Source organism: Labrys sp. WJW (genome assembly GCF_001676615.1).
Classification (GTDB): domain Bacteria; phylum Pseudomonadota; class Alphaproteobacteria; order Rhizobiales; family Labraceae; genus Labrys; species Labrys sedimenti.
Genome location: NZ_LYXZ01000068.1, coordinates 1 through 17667 on the forward strand (window position 1 = coordinate 1; position 17667 = coordinate 17667).

At 64.2% G+C, this 17667-nt stretch carries 19 protein-coding genes; 11 read left to right on the top strand and 8 right to left on the bottom strand.

Annotated elements, in window-relative coordinates; all coding sequences use genetic code 11:
* Together BA190_RS31155 and BA190_RS31160 are read right to left on the bottom strand one after the other, a co-directional pair.
* Positions 1-765: lysozyme inhibitor LprI family protein (locus BA190_RS31155; protein ID WP_068297527.1), on the bottom strand; the 765-nt coding region annotated here is incomplete at its 3' end.
* Between the two features lie 131 nt (positions 766-896).
* The gene (locus BA190_RS31160; protein ID WP_068297529.1) at positions 897-1307 is read right to left on the bottom strand and encodes an OsmC family protein; all 411 of its coding nucleotides are present in this window, start codon (positions 1305-1307) and stop codon (positions 897-899) included.
* 229 nt (positions 1308-1536) lie between these two features.
* On the opposite strand from BA190_RS31160, the gene BA190_RS31165 reads away from it, so the two are divergent.
* On the top strand, positions 1537-2277 hold the full coding sequence (locus BA190_RS31165; protein ID WP_068297672.1) for a superoxide dismutase: 741 nt from the start codon (positions 1537-1539) through the stop codon (positions 2275-2277).
* A gap of 87 nt (positions 2278-2364) precedes the next feature.
* Here the strand turns inward: BA190_RS31165 and ahcY are convergent, their stop codons facing one another.
* Together ahcY and BA190_RS31175 are read right to left on the bottom strand one after the other, a co-directional pair.
* Positions 2365-3765: an adenosylhomocysteinase gene (gene ahcY, locus BA190_RS31170; RefSeq protein WP_068297532.1), complete on the bottom strand. Its 1401-nt coding sequence runs from the start codon at positions 3763-3765 to the stop codon at positions 2365-2367.
* 190 nt (positions 3766-3955) lie between these two features.
* Positions 3956-4444, bottom strand: a complete 489-nt coding sequence (locus BA190_RS31175) for a YidB family protein (protein ID WP_068297535.1) — start codon at positions 4442-4444, stop codon at positions 3956-3958.
* Between the two features lie 227 nt (positions 4445-4671).
* Here BA190_RS31175 and BA190_RS31180 point away from each other — a divergent pair, with 227 nt between their 5' ends.
* The gene (locus BA190_RS31180) at positions 4672-4932 is read left to right on the top strand and encodes a GlsB/YeaQ/YmgE family stress response membrane protein (RefSeq protein ID WP_068297537.1); all 261 of its coding nucleotides are present in this window, start codon (positions 4672-4674) and stop codon (positions 4930-4932) included.
* Between the two features lie 77 nt (positions 4933-5009).
* On the opposite strand, the gene BA190_RS31185 is transcribed toward BA190_RS31180, so the two are convergent.
* The gene (locus BA190_RS31185) at positions 5010-6110 is read right to left on the bottom strand and encodes a hypothetical protein (protein WP_068297683.1); all 1101 of its coding nucleotides are present in this window, start codon (positions 6108-6110) and stop codon (positions 5010-5012) included.
* A gap of 248 nt (positions 6111-6358) precedes the next feature.
* On the opposite strand from BA190_RS31185, the gene BA190_RS31190 reads away from it, so the two are divergent.
* The 5 genes from BA190_RS31190 to BA190_RS31215 all read left to right on the top strand — a co-directional run bounded on the left by BA190_RS31190 (position 6359) and on the right by BA190_RS31215 (position 11606).
* Complete coding sequence (locus BA190_RS31190) at positions 6359-7033, top strand: GntR family transcriptional regulator (RefSeq protein ID WP_068297538.1); 675 nt, start codon at positions 6359-6361, stop codon at positions 7031-7033.
* 78 nt (positions 7034-7111) lie between these two features.
* Positions 7112-8380, top strand: a complete 1269-nt coding sequence (locus BA190_RS31195) for an ABC transporter substrate-binding protein (RefSeq protein WP_068297539.1) — start codon at positions 7112-7114, stop codon at positions 8378-8380.
* A 235-nt stretch (positions 8381-8615) separates the two neighbouring features.
* Positions 8616-9494, top strand: coding sequence for a carbohydrate ABC transporter permease (locus BA190_RS31205; RefSeq protein WP_068297545.1), 879 nt, complete (start codon positions 8616-8618; stop codon positions 9492-9494).
* Positions 9491-10342, top strand: a complete 852-nt coding sequence (locus BA190_RS31210; RefSeq protein ID WP_068297548.1) for a carbohydrate ABC transporter permease — start codon at positions 9491-9493, stop codon at positions 10340-10342. The genes BA190_RS31205 and BA190_RS31210 overlap by 4 nt, the downstream gene beginning before the upstream one ends.
* 43 nt (positions 10343-10385) lie before the next feature.
* A complete protein-coding gene (locus tag BA190_RS31215; RefSeq protein ID WP_068297551.1) occupies positions 10386-11606 on the top strand; it encodes an enolase C-terminal domain-like protein in 1221 nt (406 codons plus the stop codon).
* Between the two features lie 11 nt (positions 11607-11617).
* Here the strand turns inward: BA190_RS31215 and BA190_RS31220 are convergent, their stop codons facing one another.
* Entirely contained in the window at positions 11618-12406 is a 789-nt protein-coding gene (locus tag BA190_RS31220; protein WP_068297555.1) for an SDR family oxidoreductase, read from the bottom strand.
* A gap of 94 nt (positions 12407-12500) precedes the next feature.
* Here BA190_RS31220 and BA190_RS31225 point away from each other — a divergent pair, with 94 nt between their 5' ends.
* Positions 12501-13052, top strand: a complete 552-nt coding sequence (locus tag BA190_RS31225; protein ID WP_068297558.1) for a TetR/AcrR family transcriptional regulator — start codon at positions 12501-12503, stop codon at positions 13050-13052.
* Positions 13053-13113: 61 nt separating this feature from the next.
* On the opposite strand, the gene BA190_RS31230 is transcribed toward BA190_RS31225, so the two are convergent.
* Positions 13114-13662: a methylated-DNA--[protein]-cysteine S-methyltransferase gene (locus tag BA190_RS31230; RefSeq protein ID WP_068297560.1), complete on the bottom strand. Its 549-nt coding sequence runs from the start codon at positions 13660-13662 to the stop codon at positions 13114-13116.
* A 327-nt stretch (positions 13663-13989) separates the two neighbouring features.
* On the opposite strand from BA190_RS31230, the gene BA190_RS31235 reads away from it, so the two are divergent.
* Entirely contained in the window at positions 13990-14271 is a 282-nt protein-coding gene (locus tag BA190_RS31235) for an HU family DNA-binding protein (RefSeq protein WP_068297566.1), read from the top strand.
* A gap of 86 nt (positions 14272-14357) precedes the next feature.
* On the opposite strand, the gene BA190_RS31240 is transcribed toward BA190_RS31235, so the two are convergent.
* Positions 14358-15023 (bottom strand): TetR family transcriptional regulator C-terminal domain-containing protein, encoded by a 666-nt coding sequence (locus BA190_RS31240; RefSeq protein WP_068297569.1) that lies wholly within the window; start codon positions 15021-15023, stop codon positions 14358-14360.
* Between the two features lie 160 nt (positions 15024-15183).
* Between BA190_RS31240 and BA190_RS31245 the strand changes: the two genes are divergently transcribed.
* Positions 15184-16023, top strand: coding sequence for a uracil-DNA glycosylase (locus BA190_RS31245; RefSeq protein WP_245315016.1), 840 nt, complete (start codon positions 15184-15186; stop codon positions 16021-16023).
* 4 nt (positions 16024-16027) lie between these two features.
* Positions 16028-17656 carry a GMC family oxidoreductase gene (locus BA190_RS31250; protein WP_068297574.1) on the top strand — a complete coding sequence of 543 codons (1629 nt, stop codon included), beginning with the start codon at positions 16028-16030 and terminating at the stop codon, positions 17654-17656.
* The last annotated feature ends 11 nt before the right edge of the window (positions 17657-17667 follow it).

Genomic DNA, 17667 nt, shown 5'->3' on the forward strand with positions numbered 1-17667 from the left:
GCCCGCCGCAACGGCGCCGCCGTCGGCCGTCTCGGCCAGGCAATCGATACTGATGTCTGCCTCACCGCAGCTGTCGAGCAAGGCAAAGCGTTGCTCGAAGGCGCCACGGACACAGGCAAGGCTCTTGGCGGAAAACGGCCTGCTGCCGTCGGCAAGACCGCATTTTCGGGCGACGCGATCGAGCCAGCGACGCTGGTCGGCAATGAGGGCGCCGCGGGTCTGCCGGTCTGCCTTCAGGCTCGCGACCGCCTCGCGATAGCTCTGCGCCAGGATGAGATCGGCCTGTCCCAATTTCCGGTCGGAACAAATCGCCTTCTCCAGCGCCGTTGCGGCCTCGCCGCAGTTGAAGCTTGCGCGGCCAAGCGGCTCGCGCGCGGCGTTCGGATCGGCAAAGCGCGCCGCCACCTCGCTCTGGCATGTCGCGGCCATCGACATATAGAGCGTGCCTTGCTGGCCGGCATAACGGTAGGCGCATAGCTGCATGCGCTCGCCATAATCGATCTGATCCGCTTTGGAGAGCCGCGGGTAAAACTCCTTTTCGCAGATGGAGACGACAATGGCGCTGAATCCGGTATCCGCACTGGAGCCCCAGCGGCATTCGCGCAGCAACGCCGTCGCCGCCTTGCAGCTCTTCTGCTCCCGCAGCAGATTTTCGAGGCCCTCTATCCCGGACTCCCCGGGCCTGGCGCAGGCATTGTCCTGCGCAAAGGCCGGTTGCGCGGCCGCGAGCAGGATCGCAAGGATCAGAAAACCGAAATAGCGCATCGCCCGCCCTCTCAAAGGGGAATGGCGAGAGGCTATAGGAGGTCAGGCTTGTCCGGCCATCGTCTTTGACAGGTATTCTCGGCACAAACCGGCGGATCCATGCCGAAATGTACGGACGGCGCGGCTGAAGTTCAGCCCAGGATCGGATTGCCCTTGAGCGTGTTGCTGACGGTGCAGATCCGCTCCGCATCGGCAATGATCGCCGCCTTCGTCGCCTCGTCGAAATCGCCGGTGACCTCGATCGTGACATGGAAACGGGCGATGCGCGAAGGTTCGTCCACCGCCTTCTCGCCCTTGACCTCGGCACGGACCTCGCCGAGCCTGTCGAGCACGCCGAGATTGCTGGCGGCGATGCGGGCGCTGAGCACGAGGCAGGCCGACAGCGAGGCATAGAGCAGGTCGAGCGGATTGAAGCCGGCCTCCGAGGGACGGGTGACCACGCCGATCTCCCCGCCCGTGGCCGACGTCACCAGAGGGTGTCCCAGGCGGGACAGCACGGCCGTTGCCCCCGTCTGCCTCGGTTTCACTTTTGCAACCGACATGCCGTTCTCCCTTATGGCCCAAGCAGGTAAATTCCCGCTTTCGGCAGGAAGATCCGGCCCGCTCCGGCCGCTTCCTGTCCACGGCGCCGGCAGCGCGTGTCCGCCTTTCGGTCACGGTGCCACCAAATTACCACTCTAGCCTGGGCGACGCCCGTAGCGCGTGGCCACAGGCACCCACCCCATTGCTCATGCTTCTTCATCCAACAGGCCGGAGACGTTTTCAATGACCATGACCATGCTGAACCGTCGCACCCTCCTCGCCTCCGCGACAGGCATTGCCCTGGCTGCCAGCGCTGGAGCCGCGCCCGCCCGCGCGGCCGCCTCGGAATCTGCAGGCCCGAAAGGCCCCGCCGAACTGCCGCCCCTGCCCTATGAAGCCGCGGCACTGGCACCGACCATCGATGCCGAGACCATGACGCTACATCACGACAAGCACCATCAGGCCTATGTCAGCAATTTCAACGCGGCCCTGAAGCAGGAACCCTCGCTGGCGGACCTCAGCTACCCTGATATCCTCGCCGGCCTGGACAAGGTTCCGCAGTCCGTCCGCCAGGCGGTGCGCAACAATCTCGGCGGCCATGTCAACCACACCATGTTCTGGCAGATCATGGGCGCCAAGGGCGGCGAGCCCGCAGGCGAAGTGCTCGCCGCCATCGAGCGTGATTTCGGCGGCGTCGCCAAGCTGCAGGAAGCCTTCGGTGCCGCCGGTGCCAAGGTCTTCGGTTCGGGCTGGGTGTTCGTCACTGTGACGAGCGAGGGCAAGCTCGCCCTCGACAGCAGGCCCAACCAGGATACGCCGCTGATGGACGGCAAGCGCGTGCTGTTCGGCAACGACGTCTGGGAGCACGCCTATTACCTGACCTACCGCAACCGTCGGCCGGATTATCTCAAGGCCTGGTGGAAGGTGGTCGACTGGCACAAGATCGGCGAACGCTACGTGCTCGCCAAGCAGGGCAAGCTGGTGATCTGACGCTTGCGGCGGATGTGAGAGCACAGGCAATAAAAAGCCCTTCCCGCAGCTGCGGGAAGGGCTGAAACGCAAACGCCTCGAACGAACTCAGTAGCGATAGAGTTCCGGCTTGAACGGGCCGTTCTGGTCGACGCCGATATAGGCGGACTGCTTGTCGGAAAGCTTGGTCAGGGTGGCGCCGACCTTGGCGAGGTGGAGCGAGGCGACCTTCTCGTCCAGATGCTTGGGCAGCGTGTAGACCTGCTTGCCGTACTGGCCGGGGTTGGTCCACAGCTCGATCTGGGCCAGCGTCTGGTTGGTGAAAGAAGCCGACATCACGAAGGAGGGGTGGCCGGTGGCATTGCCGAGATTGACCAGGCGTCCCTCCGACAGAAGGATGATGCGATGGCCGTCGGCGAACTGGATCTCGTCGACCTGCGGCTTCACATTGGTCCACTTCAGGTTGCGCAGGCCGGCGACCTGGATCTCCGAGTCGAAGTGACCGATGTTGCAGACGATGGCGCGGTCCTTCATGGCGCGCATATGGTCGAGCGTGATGACGTCGACATTGCCGGTGGCGGTCACGAAGATGTCGGCGCGGGGAGCAGCCTGCTCCATGGTGACGACTTCATAGCCTTCCATCGCGGCCTGCAGGGCGCAGATCGGATCGACTTCCGAAACCAGCACGCGGCAGCCGGCATTGCGCAGCGAGGCCGCCGAACCCTTGCCGACGTCGCCGAAGCCGGCGACCATGGCGATCTTGCCGGCCATCATCACGTCGGTGCCGCGGCGGATGCCGTCCACCAGCGATTCGCGGCAGCCATAGAGGTTGTCGAACTTCGACTTGGTCACCGAATCGTTCACGTTGATGGCGGGGAAGAGCAGCGTGCCCTTCTTGGCCATCTCGTAGAGGCGATGCACGCCCGTGGTGGTTTCCTCGGTCACGCCGCCGATGGCGAGCGCATTCTTGGTGTACCAGCCCGGATGCGTGGTGAGGCGCTTCTTGATGGCAGCGAAGAGGACTTCCTCTTCTTCATTGGTGGCGCCATCGAGGAAGGCGGTATCGCCCTTCTCGGCGCGCAGGCCCAGATGCATCAGCATGGTGGCATCGCCGCCATCGTCGAGGATCAGGTTCGGCGTACCGCCATCGGCCCATTCGAAGATCTTGTGGGTGTATTCCCAGTAGTCTTCCAGGCTCTCGCCCTTGATGGCGAAGACCGGGGTGCCGGCGGCAGCGATGGCGGCAGCGGCATGGTCCTGGGTGGAGTAGATGTTGCAGGAAGCCCAGCGCACATCGGCGCCGAGAGCCTGCAAGGTCTCGATCAGCACGGCCGTCTGGATGGTCATGTGCAGCGAACCGGCGATGCGGGCGCCCTTGAGCACCTGGCGCGGGCCATATTCGGCGCGCGTGGCCATCAGGCCCGGCATTTCGCTCTCGGCGATCTCGATTTCCTTACGGCCCCAGGCGGCCAGACCCATATCCTTGACGATGTAATCTTGCGTGCTCATTCGATGCTTCCCGCATTTGACATGGCGGGCGTCTAGCACAGTCGGCCTTTGCCGGCAATAAGGATATAAGGATTTCTTTATGTGACTAAGGTGCCGGCGCCTCGCTCCCACCCCCGTACAACGCAAAAAGGGCAGGCCAAACCGCCCGCCCTCCTGCTTCTCCGATGCCATGGCCCGGCGAATAGCGGCCTTACTGGCCGAGTTCGTCCCGCGTGGGGATGCGCCCGTTCGGCGTCAGCTTGTTGATGATCTCGGGCAAATGCTGCGCGAGCTGGCCGAGCAGGTCGTTGGGATTGACGCCCGCCTTCTGGGCGAGGTTGTTCAGCGTATCCTGGCCGAGGACCTGGCCGAGCTGGCCCGGCTGGATCGGCTGGTTCTGCCCGCCGCCGATCCAGGAATTGATCACGTCCCCGTGGCCTGATTGCTGGAACTTCTCGAGGAGACCGCCAAGGCCGCCGAGCAGGCCGCCATCGCTGGAGGCATCCGCCTGCGGTGCGGACGGTGCGGGAGCCGGGGCCGGCGCTGGGATGGAGGCCTGAGTGTCAGCCTGAGCGTCGCTGCTGCCGCCACCGAGCCATTTGGCCAGAAGCAGAGCACCTGCGGCAAGAATGAGCGGCTTGGCCAAGCCACTGCCGCTATCCGGAACTGCTTCGTTCACCGCGTTATCAAAAAAACCCATAAGCGCCTCCTATTTCTGGGAGATGCCGCGTCACCTGCGGCTTACCTCAAGGAAGTCTATTCTGGCATCCATGGCAGGCGTTTTACAATATTCCCATTTGTGAAATTTTTTCCGCGCACCCATTTCGTTACGGCACCCCTCGCTCTTGCCAAAAGAATGCAGGTCCTTACGATGCGAACACCGATCAAATTCGGAAACGATTATCGATTCGGCGGAGGAACGCGCTCATGGGCGACTTAGGTTGGATCTGGACCATTATTGTTGGCATCATTGCCGGCTTTCTCGCCAGCAAGGTGGTGAATAAATCGGGGGCCGGCCTGATCATGGATCTGGTCATCGGCCTGGTCGGCGCCGTCGTCGGCAAATTTATCGGCGGCGCGCTGCTCGGCATGGGCCCCAATTCGGGGATCCTCGAAAATCTTCTGGTCGCCTTTGCCGGCGCTGTCGTGGTGCTGGTGGGCTACAATGCCCTGATGCGCCGCCGCTGACAGGCCGCCGGTCACACCGGACGAATTTTTCCAGGAAGCAAACGCATTCAGGCGGCGGCGTCATTGCCGCCGCTTTCTCATTGGTGCAGCACGAAGTCCGGATCGTAGGGCACGCTGAACTCGCCGACATCAGACAGCACTGCCAGCCGGTTTCCGCGGGCCTCCACCTCCATCACCCGGTCCCAGCCCGCCGGTACCGGCATGATGCCGATGGCCTGCCGCAAGTCGATCTCGCCCGACGGCGTCAGGCTGATCGAGGTCGGGATGCCCTGCTCGCTATAGTCGTTCGGCTCGATCGACGCCTTGTGGCCCGCCAACAGATAGGTCCGCACTTCCTCCAGCCCGAGCACGCCGCGATGGCGGCTGTTCCAGGGGCTGTAGTAGCGGCCGCCATTGCTCATCCACAACAGGGTGGAGGGGAAGTCTTCCGGCCGCTTCAGGCTGAGCACCAGATCCGCCTCGCGATGCCGTAGCGCGGCACCCCAAGCGAACTCCCGGCCGGGCGCCTCGGGCATCATCACGCAATCCTCGTGGTTGCGGTCGAACGGGTAGCAGCTGAGATTGGCCGTACCGCCATCGGCAAGCGGAGCCTTCTTGAGATCCTTGAAGCGCGCGGGATAGGCCAGTGCCGAGTGCCCCTTGAGCGGATCGGCCTCCAGCGGATCGGCCGATGTCTCGATGAAACGCTTGGGCGAAAAGCTCAGATGGCCGCCCTGTGGCAGCGACACCATCATGTGCAGGCCGACGGAGACGGCGCCCTCGCCTCCCTGGAACAGATGGCGCTGATAGAGGAAGGGATTGTCGTCGCGCAGGGTGAGTTCCTTGACGACGCGCGCGCCCATCACCCGCTTTTCAAGTTCGAAACGGGCCTGGCGCCCGCCATCGACCGTGCGGGTCTCCAGGTGCTTCCAGGCCGAATTGGCCGGCCAGCCATGGGCCGGTGAGCCATCGACATCGCTCAGGCCAAAAGGAGCGCAGAGGAAATCACCCGACAGGCGCTGCAGATGGGCCGGCGTGTCGGCGGCATGCGCCTCCTCCAGCCAGGGGGCACGGTGCAGCGGCGCGACCTTGCGGCCGTCCCGCTCCACGACGAGTTCCCGGATATGCCCGACCGCAAGATCCAGTGTCGCACGGATGCCGCGCGCCTCGATCGTGACAAACTCCTCATCGGCGGCCATCGACTGCATCTCCCCTGAATCGCCTGATTTTTATTCGTTTCAAAACAATAAGATAGGCTTCCCGTGGTTCCAGTATGATCCAAAAGCGGACAGACGCAACAGGCCGGCGAATGCCACAAACAGCCGCTCCGGTTGCCTCGTCTTCTTCGCCGGGGCCCTCGACCAAGGCGAAGAAGGCGCTTGCAACAATATAAATGCACTAATATATTAATCGACGCTGCAGGGAGCAATCATCGGAGCCACCCGTCATGCTGGACACGCTGCGACATGCGAATGTGAGGCCGCGCTCCACTGCGACCAATGTCTACGAAATGCTGCGCAGCGACATCGTCCTCGGCGTGCTCAGGCCACAGCAGCCGATTCGCGAGGCCGATATCGCCGCCAGCCTCTCCGTGTCGCGCACGCCGGTGCGCGAGGCCTTGCTGCGCCTCGCCAATCTCGGCCTGGTCGAGATCTTTCCGCAGAGCGGCACCGTGGTCGCGCCAATCCGGGTGGAGAAGGTCAAGGCTGCCCAGCTGATCCGGGAGGTCGTGGAGGTGGAAGTCAGCCGCAGGGCATGCCAGGTGGTGAACCAGGCCGATCTCGACGCGCTCGCGGGCATCGTCGACGAACAGGAATTCGCGGCGGGGCGCAAGGACGTGCGCCGCTTCTACGAATTGGACGAAGCCTTCCATCGCCGCATTTTCGCAACGGTCGACTGCCTTGCCGCCGCGGACGAGCTGGAGGACATGAAGGCCCATCTCAACCGCCTGCGCTTCGTCACCGTGAACTGGCCGAACCGCTCGGAAGCCATCATCGCCGAACATCGCGACATCCTTGCCGGCCTCGCCGCCGGGGACGAGGACGCCACCGCCATCGCCATGCGCAACCATCTGCGCACGATTTTGCAGGCGCTCGACAGTTTCGTCACGCGCACGCCGTGAACCAGAGCCGCCGCAAAGGCGGCCGTCACAACGACAAAGCCAAGGCTGCGGCAACGACCGCAGGCAGGAGGGAACCCCATGATCTTGACGAAGTTACGTGCAGCGGCCGTTGCCGGCCTGCTTGCCGCAGGTTTGTCGGCCCCGGTGAGCCACGCCGCCGACAAGCCGCAACTGACGGTGTCGCACGACAAGGCCGGCTGGCAGGCCAATTTCGAGGCCTATGGCAAGGATGACCCCACCGCGAGCTGGCAGGTCACGCCCTTCGGCGACACCACCAACTACCAGGCGGCGGTCAGGGCGGCCCTGCCGACCTCCTCGGCGCCCGGCATGTTCACCTGGTGGTCCGGCTACCGCATGAAGGACCTGGTGGAGGCGGGCCTGCTCGAGGATCTGACGGCGATCTGGAAGCCGTTGCTGGCCGAGGGCAAGGTCAAGCAGGAAGTCGCCGATGCCTTCAGCTTCGATGGCAAGATCTATGCCGTGCCGAACAACGTCGCCTATTGGGCGATGTTCTATAACAAGAACGTCTACAAGGAGCTCGGCCTGCAGGTTCCCAAGACCTGGGAAGAGCTGGAAGGCAACCTCGCCAAGATCAAGGCTGCCGGCAAGGTGCCGATCGGCCAGACCATCGAGGGGCGCTGGCCGGCCTTCATCTGGTTCTCGGAGTTCCTGGTACGGTCCGATCCGGATTTCTACGTCAAGCTGATGGCCGGCAAGGCCAAATATACCGATCCCCAGGTCGCGGCGGCTTTCGCCACCTGGAAGGACTGGATGGCCAAGGGCTGGATGGACGACGGCACCTCGCCTTTCGGTTTCACCACCGGCGACAGCATGAACAACTCCTTCGCGCAGGGGAAGGTCGTTCACATGCTGGTCGGTACCTGGTTCGCCGACACGGTTACCAAGGCCGGCACCATCGAAGGGCGCGACTGGGGCCTGTTCGTGCTGCCCAACAAGACTGCCAGCCTGCCGCCGAGCGTGATCTTCGAGGCGGGACCGCTGCTGGTGTCGAAGAACTCCGACACGCATGACACCGCGGTGAAATCAGCCACCTATTGGATGAGCAAGGCAGGCGAGCAGCGCTGGGCCGACCTCACCGGCTTCCTCGTCGCCAATGCCGACGCCAAGCTGCCTGCCGACAAGGAAGTCGCCAAGCTGAACGATGTGGTGGCCAAGGACCACTACAAGCTGCTCGGCCGCTATTGGGAAACCACCCCCTCACCGATCGCCGAGGCGGCCGTCGACGAGATCTCCAAATTCGTGCTCGACCCGAATTCCGCTCCGGAGGTGATGCAGAACCTGCAGAAGATTGCGGACGACTACTGGGCTGCCCACCCCAAGCCGTGAGGAAAACCGCGACCTTTGTCATTGCCGGGCCTGTCCCGGCAATCCAGCCGACCTTCCCGCACAGGCGAGGTCCTCGATAGGCTGGATGCCCGGGTCGAGCCCGGGCATGACAAAAGGCAGCGTCATTCTCACTGCCGATAGAAAGCCTATCCGCATCAGGCACCTCTTCCTGCCGAGAGGAGAAAGCCAGCGATACCCCTGCCTGACCTCGAACACAAAGACCGACGCAGCGATCATGCCTCCCCTGTCCGACCCAAAGCAGCGCGAAGCCTATCTCTATGTCGCTCCGGCGGCGTTGATGGTGGGCGTCTTCCTCATCCTGCCGATGCTCTACACCACCATGCTCGCCTTCACCGACTGGAACGGCATGACCGCGCCGACCTTCATCGGCCTCGCCAACTTCTTCAAGTTGGTGACGGACACCAATTTCACACGCCCCTTCGTCAACACGCTGAAATGGATGGTGCTGGGCGTGGTGCTGCCGGTCGGGCTCGGCTTCTTCTTCGCCTATGCCATTTCCGGGCTGAAGGGGGCGAAGTTGATGCAGATCTGCATCTACATTCCCGCCACCATCTCGGCCTCCGCTGCCGGCATCGTCTTCGGCTTCGTGCTGCGCGACCAGGGGGCCCTCAACATCCTCCTGGACACCATTGGCCTCGGGGCCCTCAAAGTGAATTGGCTCTATGTCCAGCCCTACAACACCTATGCGATGATCGGCGCCTATACCTGGCAGGCAACCGGGATCAATGTGATGATCTTCCTGGTCGGCCTGCAGAACCTGCCCAAGGAGCCGGTCGAGGCGGCCACGCTCGACGGCGCAGCCGGCTTCGTGCTCGCCACCAGGATCATCATCCCCATGCTGATGCCCTATGTGGTGATCGCCTCGCTGCTGGCGGTGATCAACTCCTTCAAGGTGTTCGACACCATCTGGGTGATGACCGGCGGCGGGCCGGCCCGCATGTCGGAGACCCTAGCGGTGACCATGTACAAGGAGGGTTTCGCCAATTTCAAGATGGGCTACGCCTCGGCCGTCGCCGTGGTGATCTCGGCGCTCTCGCTGGTGTTTTCCTATCTCTATCTGCGCAACATGCTCGCACGGGAAAGCCAGGTATGAGCCGGCAGCGCGCGACTGCAGCGGAACCCCGCGACCTCAGGAAGACCGTGCTTTCGGGCGTCATGCTGGCGGTGACGCTGGTCTGGCTTTCGCCGATGGCCTTCCTCCTGATGAACACGCTCAAGACGGCCACCGACTATACCCGCGGCCCGCTCAAGTTGCCGACCAGCTTCAATCTCCTCGGCAACATCGCCAATGCCTGGGCGCAGGGCATCCAGGCCGGCTTCATCAACTCGCTGCTCTATGGGGCGGCAAGTTCCCTCACCGCCGTGCTGCTCGCCGCCTTCGCCGCCTATGGCATCGTCAGGCTGAAGCTGCCGCGGGGGCTCGCCTGGTTCCTGTTCATCTATTCGGGCACGATCTTCCCGCTGCAGATGTATCTGATCCCGCTGTTCAAGAGCTATATCGCCCTTGGACTCTACGACACCAAGCTCGGCCTGTTCGCCTTCTACACCGCGATCTGCATCCCCTTCGCCACTTTCGTGATGCGCGGCTTCTTCCTCACCGTGCCCTGGGACATCCAGGAGGCGGCCGAGATGGATGGCGCCTCGAGCTGGGAAGTGTTCTGGAAGATCATGATGCCGCTGGCCAAGGCGCCCTTCCTGATGCTCACTTTGGTGCAGTTCACCTGGGTGTGGAACGACCTGCTCTTCGGCATGATCCTGGTGCGCTCTCCCGACGCCCGCCCGGTCCAGGTCGCCTTGCTCGGCATGCAGAGCCTCTATGGCCAGGCCGACGCGCCGACCATCATCACCGCCACCCTGATCGTCTCGCTGCCGACCCTCATCCTGTTCCTCATGCTGCAGAAGCACTTCGTCCGCGGCCTCGCTTTGGGGGCCGCGAATTGATGCGTCCTTTCTCCCTCTTCTCTTCCTGCAATCGGATAGTGCGATGAAGATCGTCGACCTCAAGGCCACCACCGTCGCCGTGCCGCTCGAAGCGCCGTTGCGCCATGCCGCCGGCGCGCATTGGGGCCGCTTCATCCGCACCATCGTGGAAGTGATCACCGACGAGGGCATCATCGGCCTCGGCGAGATGGGCGGCGGCGGTGAATCAGCCGAGGCCGCGGTGCGCGCCTTGCTGCCCTATCTCCAGGGCCATGATCCGCTGCAACTCGAACAGCTGCGCTGGAAGATCATGAATCCCACCGCCTCGCTCTACAACAATCGCATGCAGCTCCATGCCGCCATCGAAATGGCCTGCATGGATGCCGCCGGCAAGAAACTGGGCATCCGCGCCTGCGACCTGATCGGCGGCGCCATCCGCGAGACGATTCCTTTTGCCAGCTATCTTTTCTACCGCTACCCCCACGAGGCGACCGGCCAAGGCGGCGAAACCAGCTCCGACGAGATCGTCGCCCATGCCCGCGCGCTCAAGGCCCGGCACGGCTTCACCAGCCACAAGCTGAAGGGCGGCGTCTTCCCGCCGGACCACGACATCGAAACCGTCCGAGCCCTGGGCGCGGCCTTCCCCGGGGACCGGCTGCGCCTCGATCCCAATGCCGCCTGGTCGGTGGAGGAAGCGGTCTGGGTGGGGCGGGCGATCGAGGATCTCAACAATGATTATTTCGAGGACCCGACCTGGGGCCTCGAAGGCATGCGCCGCCTGCGGAGCCTCGTCCGCATTCCCACCGCGACCAACACGGTGGTGGTGAACTTCGAGCAGCTCGCCGCCAATCTGCGCCTGGAAGCGGTGGACGTCGTGCTGCTCGACACCACTTTCTGGGGCGGCCTGCGCCAGGCCCACAAGGCCGGCACCGTGCTGGAGACCTTCCAATACGGCGCTGCCGTGCACTCCTCGGGCGAGCTCGGCATCCAGCTCGCCTCGATGCTGCATCTGGGCGCGGCGCTGCCGAACCTCTCCTTCGCCGCCGATGCGCATTACCACCATCTCACCGACGACATCATCGTCGGCGGTCCGCTACGCTATGTCGGCGGCGCCATCGCCCTGCCGCAAGGGCCGGGCCTCGGCGTCGAGCTCGATCGCGACAAGCTCGCCCGCTACGCCGAATACTATCGCGAGGTCGGCGGCTATGCCTATGACCGCGACCCCGGTCGCCCGGGCTGGTATGCGATGCTGCCCGAACAGCGTTTCGCCGATCCCGCCAAATAGACGGGCTGCCGTCAGGCTGCCCGATAGCGTTCGGCCGCATGTTCCTGCCGGAAGTTCGGCAGCATGGCACGGCGGGCGGCGTCGAAAGCCTCCCACTGACCCGCATCCGGCAGGGGCGGAATGGTGACGGTTTCGCGCCTGTCGAAGCCGACCAGCGCGGCGTCGACCAATTCGCCGACCTCCATCACGCCCTCCAGCGCGTTCACGTCGCGGCCGGAGCGTTCCCAGATCTCGGTGCGGGTTGCTGCCGGCAGCACGGCCTGGACATAGAGGCCGCGCGGGCCGAGCTCCACCTGCAGGGTCTGGGACAAGGTCAGCACGAAGGCCTTGGTTGCCGCGTAGACGCCCAGGGAAAACTCCGGCGCAAGCGCCACCACCGAGGCGATATTGACGATGGCACCGGCACCCGCGGCCAGGAAGCGCGGCGTCACCGCGCCGGCCAGGCGCGTCAGCGCGGTCACGTTGAGGCGAATGAGCCTGTCCAGCGCCTCCGGATCCTGGTCGGCAAAGCCGCCATGGGCGGCCGCACCGGCATTGTTGATCAGGATGCCGATCCTCGCATCCTCGCGCAGGCGCGCCTCGACCCGCGCGAGATCCTCGGAGCTCGTGAGGTCCGCCTTCAGGACATCGACGGCAACGCCGTTCTCCTGGCGAAGGCGTCCGGCAAGCGCGGTCAGGCGCGCCTCGTCCCGTGCCACCAGCACGAGGTCATGGCCACGCCGGGCGAAGCGTTCGGCATAGGCCGCGCCGATGCCGGTCGAGGCACCGGTGATGAGAACCGCGGGAAGGGATTTGGTCATGGCATCTCTCCAAACTTATTCATGATGATCATCATATATAATGCATTCATGATGGATATCATGTATAAAGTCAAGCGAGACAGGAGAGCCCGCCATGAAAGTCAGCCGCGAGCAGGTCGCCGAGCATCGCCACCGCATCCTGGATGCAGCCGCGCATCTCTATCGGGAAAAGGGTCTGGAAGGGGTGAGCGTCGCCCAGATCATGGCCGCCGCCGGGCTCACCCATGGCGGCTTCTACGGTCACTTCAAGTCGAAGGAGGACCTGATCGCCCAGGCGCTCGCCCATGTGCTGTCCCAGTCCGAAGGTGCCAAAACCCCGGGCCGGACGATGGCCGACTATGCAACGGCCTATCTCAGCCGCAGGCACCGTGACGCACGTGCCGAGGGGTGCCCCTTTGCCGCGCTCGGCACCGAAGCCGTGCGCGGGTCACAGGATATCCGTGCCGTGCTGACCCGCTCCCTGCGCGAGCAGATCGAGGATTTCAGCGCGACCGCTCCCGGGGAAACGCCGCAGGAACGGCGCAACGCCGCGATCGCCGGCTGGGCCGCCATGGTCGGCGCCGTCATCCTGGCCCGCATCGCCGACGATCCCACCCTATCCGACGAGATCCTGTCGGCGACGCTCCGGCACGTGGCCGGTCCGTGACAAAGCCCGATTTTTCCTCGCCGCCGCCGGCGCTCATCCATGCGGCCCGAGCCGCTCAGGCTCAAGCCCAGCCGAACAAGGTCGGTTCCGGCTTTGGCAAGGCGCCTTCGATCTCGAGCAGACGGCGCTTGGTCGCCACGCCGCCATAGGCCGAGAAACCGCCGAACTTGCCGCCGGCCGCCATCACCCGATGGCAGGGCATCACGATGGTGAACGGGTTCTGCCCCATGGCCTGGCCGACATCGCGCGCCAGCAGGGGATCGCCCAATTGCTTGGCGATTTCGCCATAGGTCATGGTCGAGCCCGGAGGGATGGCCCGCGCCACGGCATAGACCCGGCGATTGAATTCCGGCACGGTGGTCATGTCGAGCTCGATGAAGCCGAGATCGGCGGCCTCCCCCGCCAGCAAGGCCCGGATCGCCGTGATGGCCTGGCGAACCGGCGCCGGCGGCTCGACCTCTGTCGCCCCCGGAAGGGAGCGCAGCATGCGCGCCCGCAGGCCCGCCGGGCTATGGGAGGGCAGTTGCACGCTGACCAGGCCCCTCTCGCCCCAGGCCAGGGCGCAAGTGCCGATTTCGGTGTCGAACAAGGCAAAATGGGGGGAAGTCATCGCTTCGTCTCCCTGTGGTTGAACTTGCCGCGATATCACCGCAAAAAGCCCCGCGCTTCCACCCGATATCTATGGTCGGCAAGTATTATTCGCCAGTCGCGTGGCGTCATCTAAAACTCCACCAAAAAGGCCTTTACTTTACCGAACGGCATGGCCAGGCAGGCGTTTGCAAATTCAAACCGTTCCAAACAAGGGTTGAGCGCAAGGAAATCCGTTCATATCGGTGAAAAAAGCAGGATTTCCGTGCGTTTCCGGTGTACATGCGATGGCGATATCGAACCGGTCATGCGATAACGCGATCGGACGAATCATCGAAAGGATAACATCATGCCTGTCAGCACCAGCGATCTTGCCGACCGTATTGCCGCCGCTCATGGCCTGACTAAGACTGCCGCTAAGGCAGCTGTCGAGGACGTTCTGAAAGGGATCACCGAAGCGGCTGTCAAGGGTGAGGAAGTCTCCCTGAACGGCTTCGGTAAGTTCAAGGTGCAGGCCAAGCCCGCACGCGAAGGCCGCAACCCTTCCACCGGCGCCACCATCAAGATCGCCGCTTCCAAGAAGGTGGTCTTCCAGCCCGCCAAGGCGCTCAAGGATGCCGTGAACGGCTGATTTCGCGGGCCGCAAGCCCCGTTTCAAACACGGGACGGTGTCAGTGAGACACCGTCCCGTTTTATTTTGCGCATGCGCTTTCAGTTTCAGCTAGGCGGCATTGCAAGGCCGCAGCCGCGTAGAACGATATCGCCGATGGCGAGCGCCGCGGCCTCGAAATCCTTCTTGGTCAGCCGGCTGACCTCCATGGCATCGCAAGCCAGCACCTCGAAATCGGCGTAGAACTGCGTCGTGCTCCACAGCATGATAAAGAAATGCGGAATGGCGATCGGCGCCATCCTGCCGGCGGCGATCCAGCCTTCGATCACGGCGGCCTTGGCCCGGGTCGCCTGCTTGACATGGCCGCGGCCGGCCTTGTCGAGGAATTTCGCACCGCTGAGGATCTCGTTGGCGAATAGTTTCGACTGGGCCGCGAAGCGGCGCGAATAGTCGAGCTTGGCCCGGATATAGGCCATGATGGCCTCGGCCGGATCGCGCTCGGGCTGCAATTCCTCCAGCGCCGTATCCCAGCTGGCAAGCAGCCGGTCGATCAAGGCACGGTAGATATCCTCCTTGGCCGGGAAGTAATAATAGACATTCGCCTTGGGCAACCCCGAGTGCTCGGCGACCTCGGCGATCCGCGTGCCATCGAAACCCTTGCGGGCGAACAGGTCGATCGCGGCAGTCAGGATCGCGGCCTCGTTGCGCGCCCGGATGCGCTCCTCGCTGTCCGAGCCGTCCTTACGCGCCTTCTTTGCGCTGGTCGTCGCCACTTTCGCCTCCCGCACTGTGCAATGCGTCCCGTGCCCCGGACATGCCGGTATCGGGACCCGATGTCAAAACCTGACCGAAGCGTCAGATTTTTTCAACTCATAACTTGACGTTTTGGTCAGGTTTTGCCTATCCTTCTCGCAACGAGGGGAAAGCAGGACCATGCCGGCATCATTGCGTTACGTCATGGAGGAAGTGCTGGACGGCTGGCAGGCCGACCTGTCGCCCGCCTGGCGCGAAATCCTCGGTCCGGTCGAGCTGGGCTTCGCCGACATGGATGGCAATCTGGCGCTGGAGCCGTGGGAACCAGTGTTCCCGGTGCGCAAGGGACGCGTCTTTCCGGGCCAGCCCAAGGGCGCGCATATGCTGCGGGCCTTCGACGGCCTCGAACCGGCCCAGGTGCGCTGCGTGGTGCTGGGCCAGGATCCCTATCCCAGCCCTGACTTCTCCACCGGCCGCGCCTTCGAGGCCGGCAATGTCGCGCAATGGCGCGAGCTCGAAAAGATGTTCTCGGTCTCCATCCGCACGGTGATGCAGATGATCGTCGCCGCCCGCACCGGCGAGGCGGGCTGGACCGGCAGCACCGCCGACTGGCCACGCCTGCGCGCAGCCATCGAGGCCGGCACCGTCGAGCTCGAACCGGCCCATGCGGTGGCCGATCGCTGGGTGGCCAGCGGGGCCCTGCTGCTCAACGCCTCGCTGACCCTCAGCCGCTTCCAGGTCGGCATCGATCCGCATCAGAGCCGAGGCCATCTGCCGCTGTGGCGCCCCTTGATGATTGCCGCGCTGCGCCATCTCGCCGGCGCAGGCCGGCCCATGGTCTTCCTCGGCTTCGGCGAGGCCGCGGCGCAGACCCTGCAGGCCGCCGGCATTCCGGAAGGCCCCGATTGTATCCTGCGCGAACACCCCGCCCGGGGCGACGCGGTGCTCGGCCTGCCCAATCCCTTCATTCTCGGCAATGAGCGGCTCAAGGCGCTCGGCGCCGCTCCCATCGATTGGTGAAACCATGTCTCGTGACGCCGAGTACGACTATGTGATCATCGGCGCCGGTTCAGCGGGATGCGTCGTCGCCAACCGCCTGTCGGCGGATCCCGGCAATCGCGTATTGCTGCTCGAGGCCGGCGGACGCGACCGCAATCCGCTGTTCCGCCTGCCCATGCTGATGGGCAAGCTCTTCAATTCCGGCCTCTACAACTGGAACTACCGCACCGAACCGGAGCCCCATCTCAACGACCGCACGCTCTATTGGCCGCGCGGCAAGGCACTCGGCGGCACTTCCACCATTAACGGCATGATCTATGTGCGCGGCAACGCCCATGACTATGATCGCTGGGCGCAGATGGGCCTGCCGGGCTGGTCCTATGACGAGGTGCTGCCCGCCTTTCGCCGCTCCGAAGCCCATGTCGAACGCAATGGTGCCTTCCACGGCACGGATGGCGCCCTCACCGTCTGCCGCGCCCGCGGCCGCAACGGGCTGTTCGACGTCTTCATCGAGGCGGGCGTGCAGGCGGGCTATCCCCGCAACGACGATTTCAACGGCGCCGAACAGGAAGGGTTCGGACGCTATGATTTCACCATCCGCAAGGGCAAGCGCTGGTCGACATCCCATGCCTTCCTGCGTCCCGTCCTGGATCGGCCGAACCTGACGGTGGAGGTGAACGCGCTCAGCCAGCGTATCCTCGTGGAGAACGGCCGCGCCATTGGCGTTCAGTTCACCCAGGCCGGCCATGCACGCAACGTGCGCGCCCGGCGTGAGGTCATCCTGTGCGGCGGCGCCGTCAACTCGCCCCAACTCCTGATGCTTTCCGGCATCGGCCCGGCTGATGAGCTGGCTAAGCATGGCATTGCCGTGCTGCATGACCTGCCGGGAGTCGGTCGCAACCTGCAGGACCATGTCGATTGCTGCCTCGCCTATGAGTGCAGGCAGCCGGTGACGCTCTATGGTGACCTGCGCGCCGACAAGCTGGTCGCCTCGGTGGCACAGGGCATGGTGCTGGGCACCGGCATCACCACCACCTTTCCCTATGAGGCCGGCGCCTTCATGAAGTCGCGGCCGGATCTGCTGGCGCCCGACATCCAGGCCCATTTCATGCCGGCGCTGGAAAAGACCGCCAACCTGCACTGGCCCAATCCGTTCAGGAAGCAGGCGGTGGAGGCCAATCACGGCTTCACCATCCGCGTCGGCCCGGTCAATCCGGAGAGCCGGGGCAGCATTACGCTGCGTTCGGCGGACCCGGCGGCGGCACCGCGCATCCGGGCCAACTACCTTGCCACCGACTTCGACCGCAAGACGATGATTTCAGCCATCCGCATGATGCGCGAGGTCATCGCCCAGCCCGCCTTCGATGCCTATCGCGGCAAGGAATTGGCGCCCGGCCCCGGCCTGCTCAGCGATGACGAGCTGCTGGAATGGCTGCGCGCCTCGGCCCTGACCACCCTGCATCCAGTCGGCACCTGCAAGATGGGCAATGACGCCGAAGCCGTGGTCGATGCCGAACTCAAGGTGCATGGCATCGAGGGCCTCAGGGTCGCCGACGCCTCGATCATGCCGATCATTTCCAGTGGCAACACCAATGCGCCGACCATCATGATCGGCGAACGGGCTGCCGATTTCATCCTCAACGCCAAATCCTGAGCCGGAAAAGC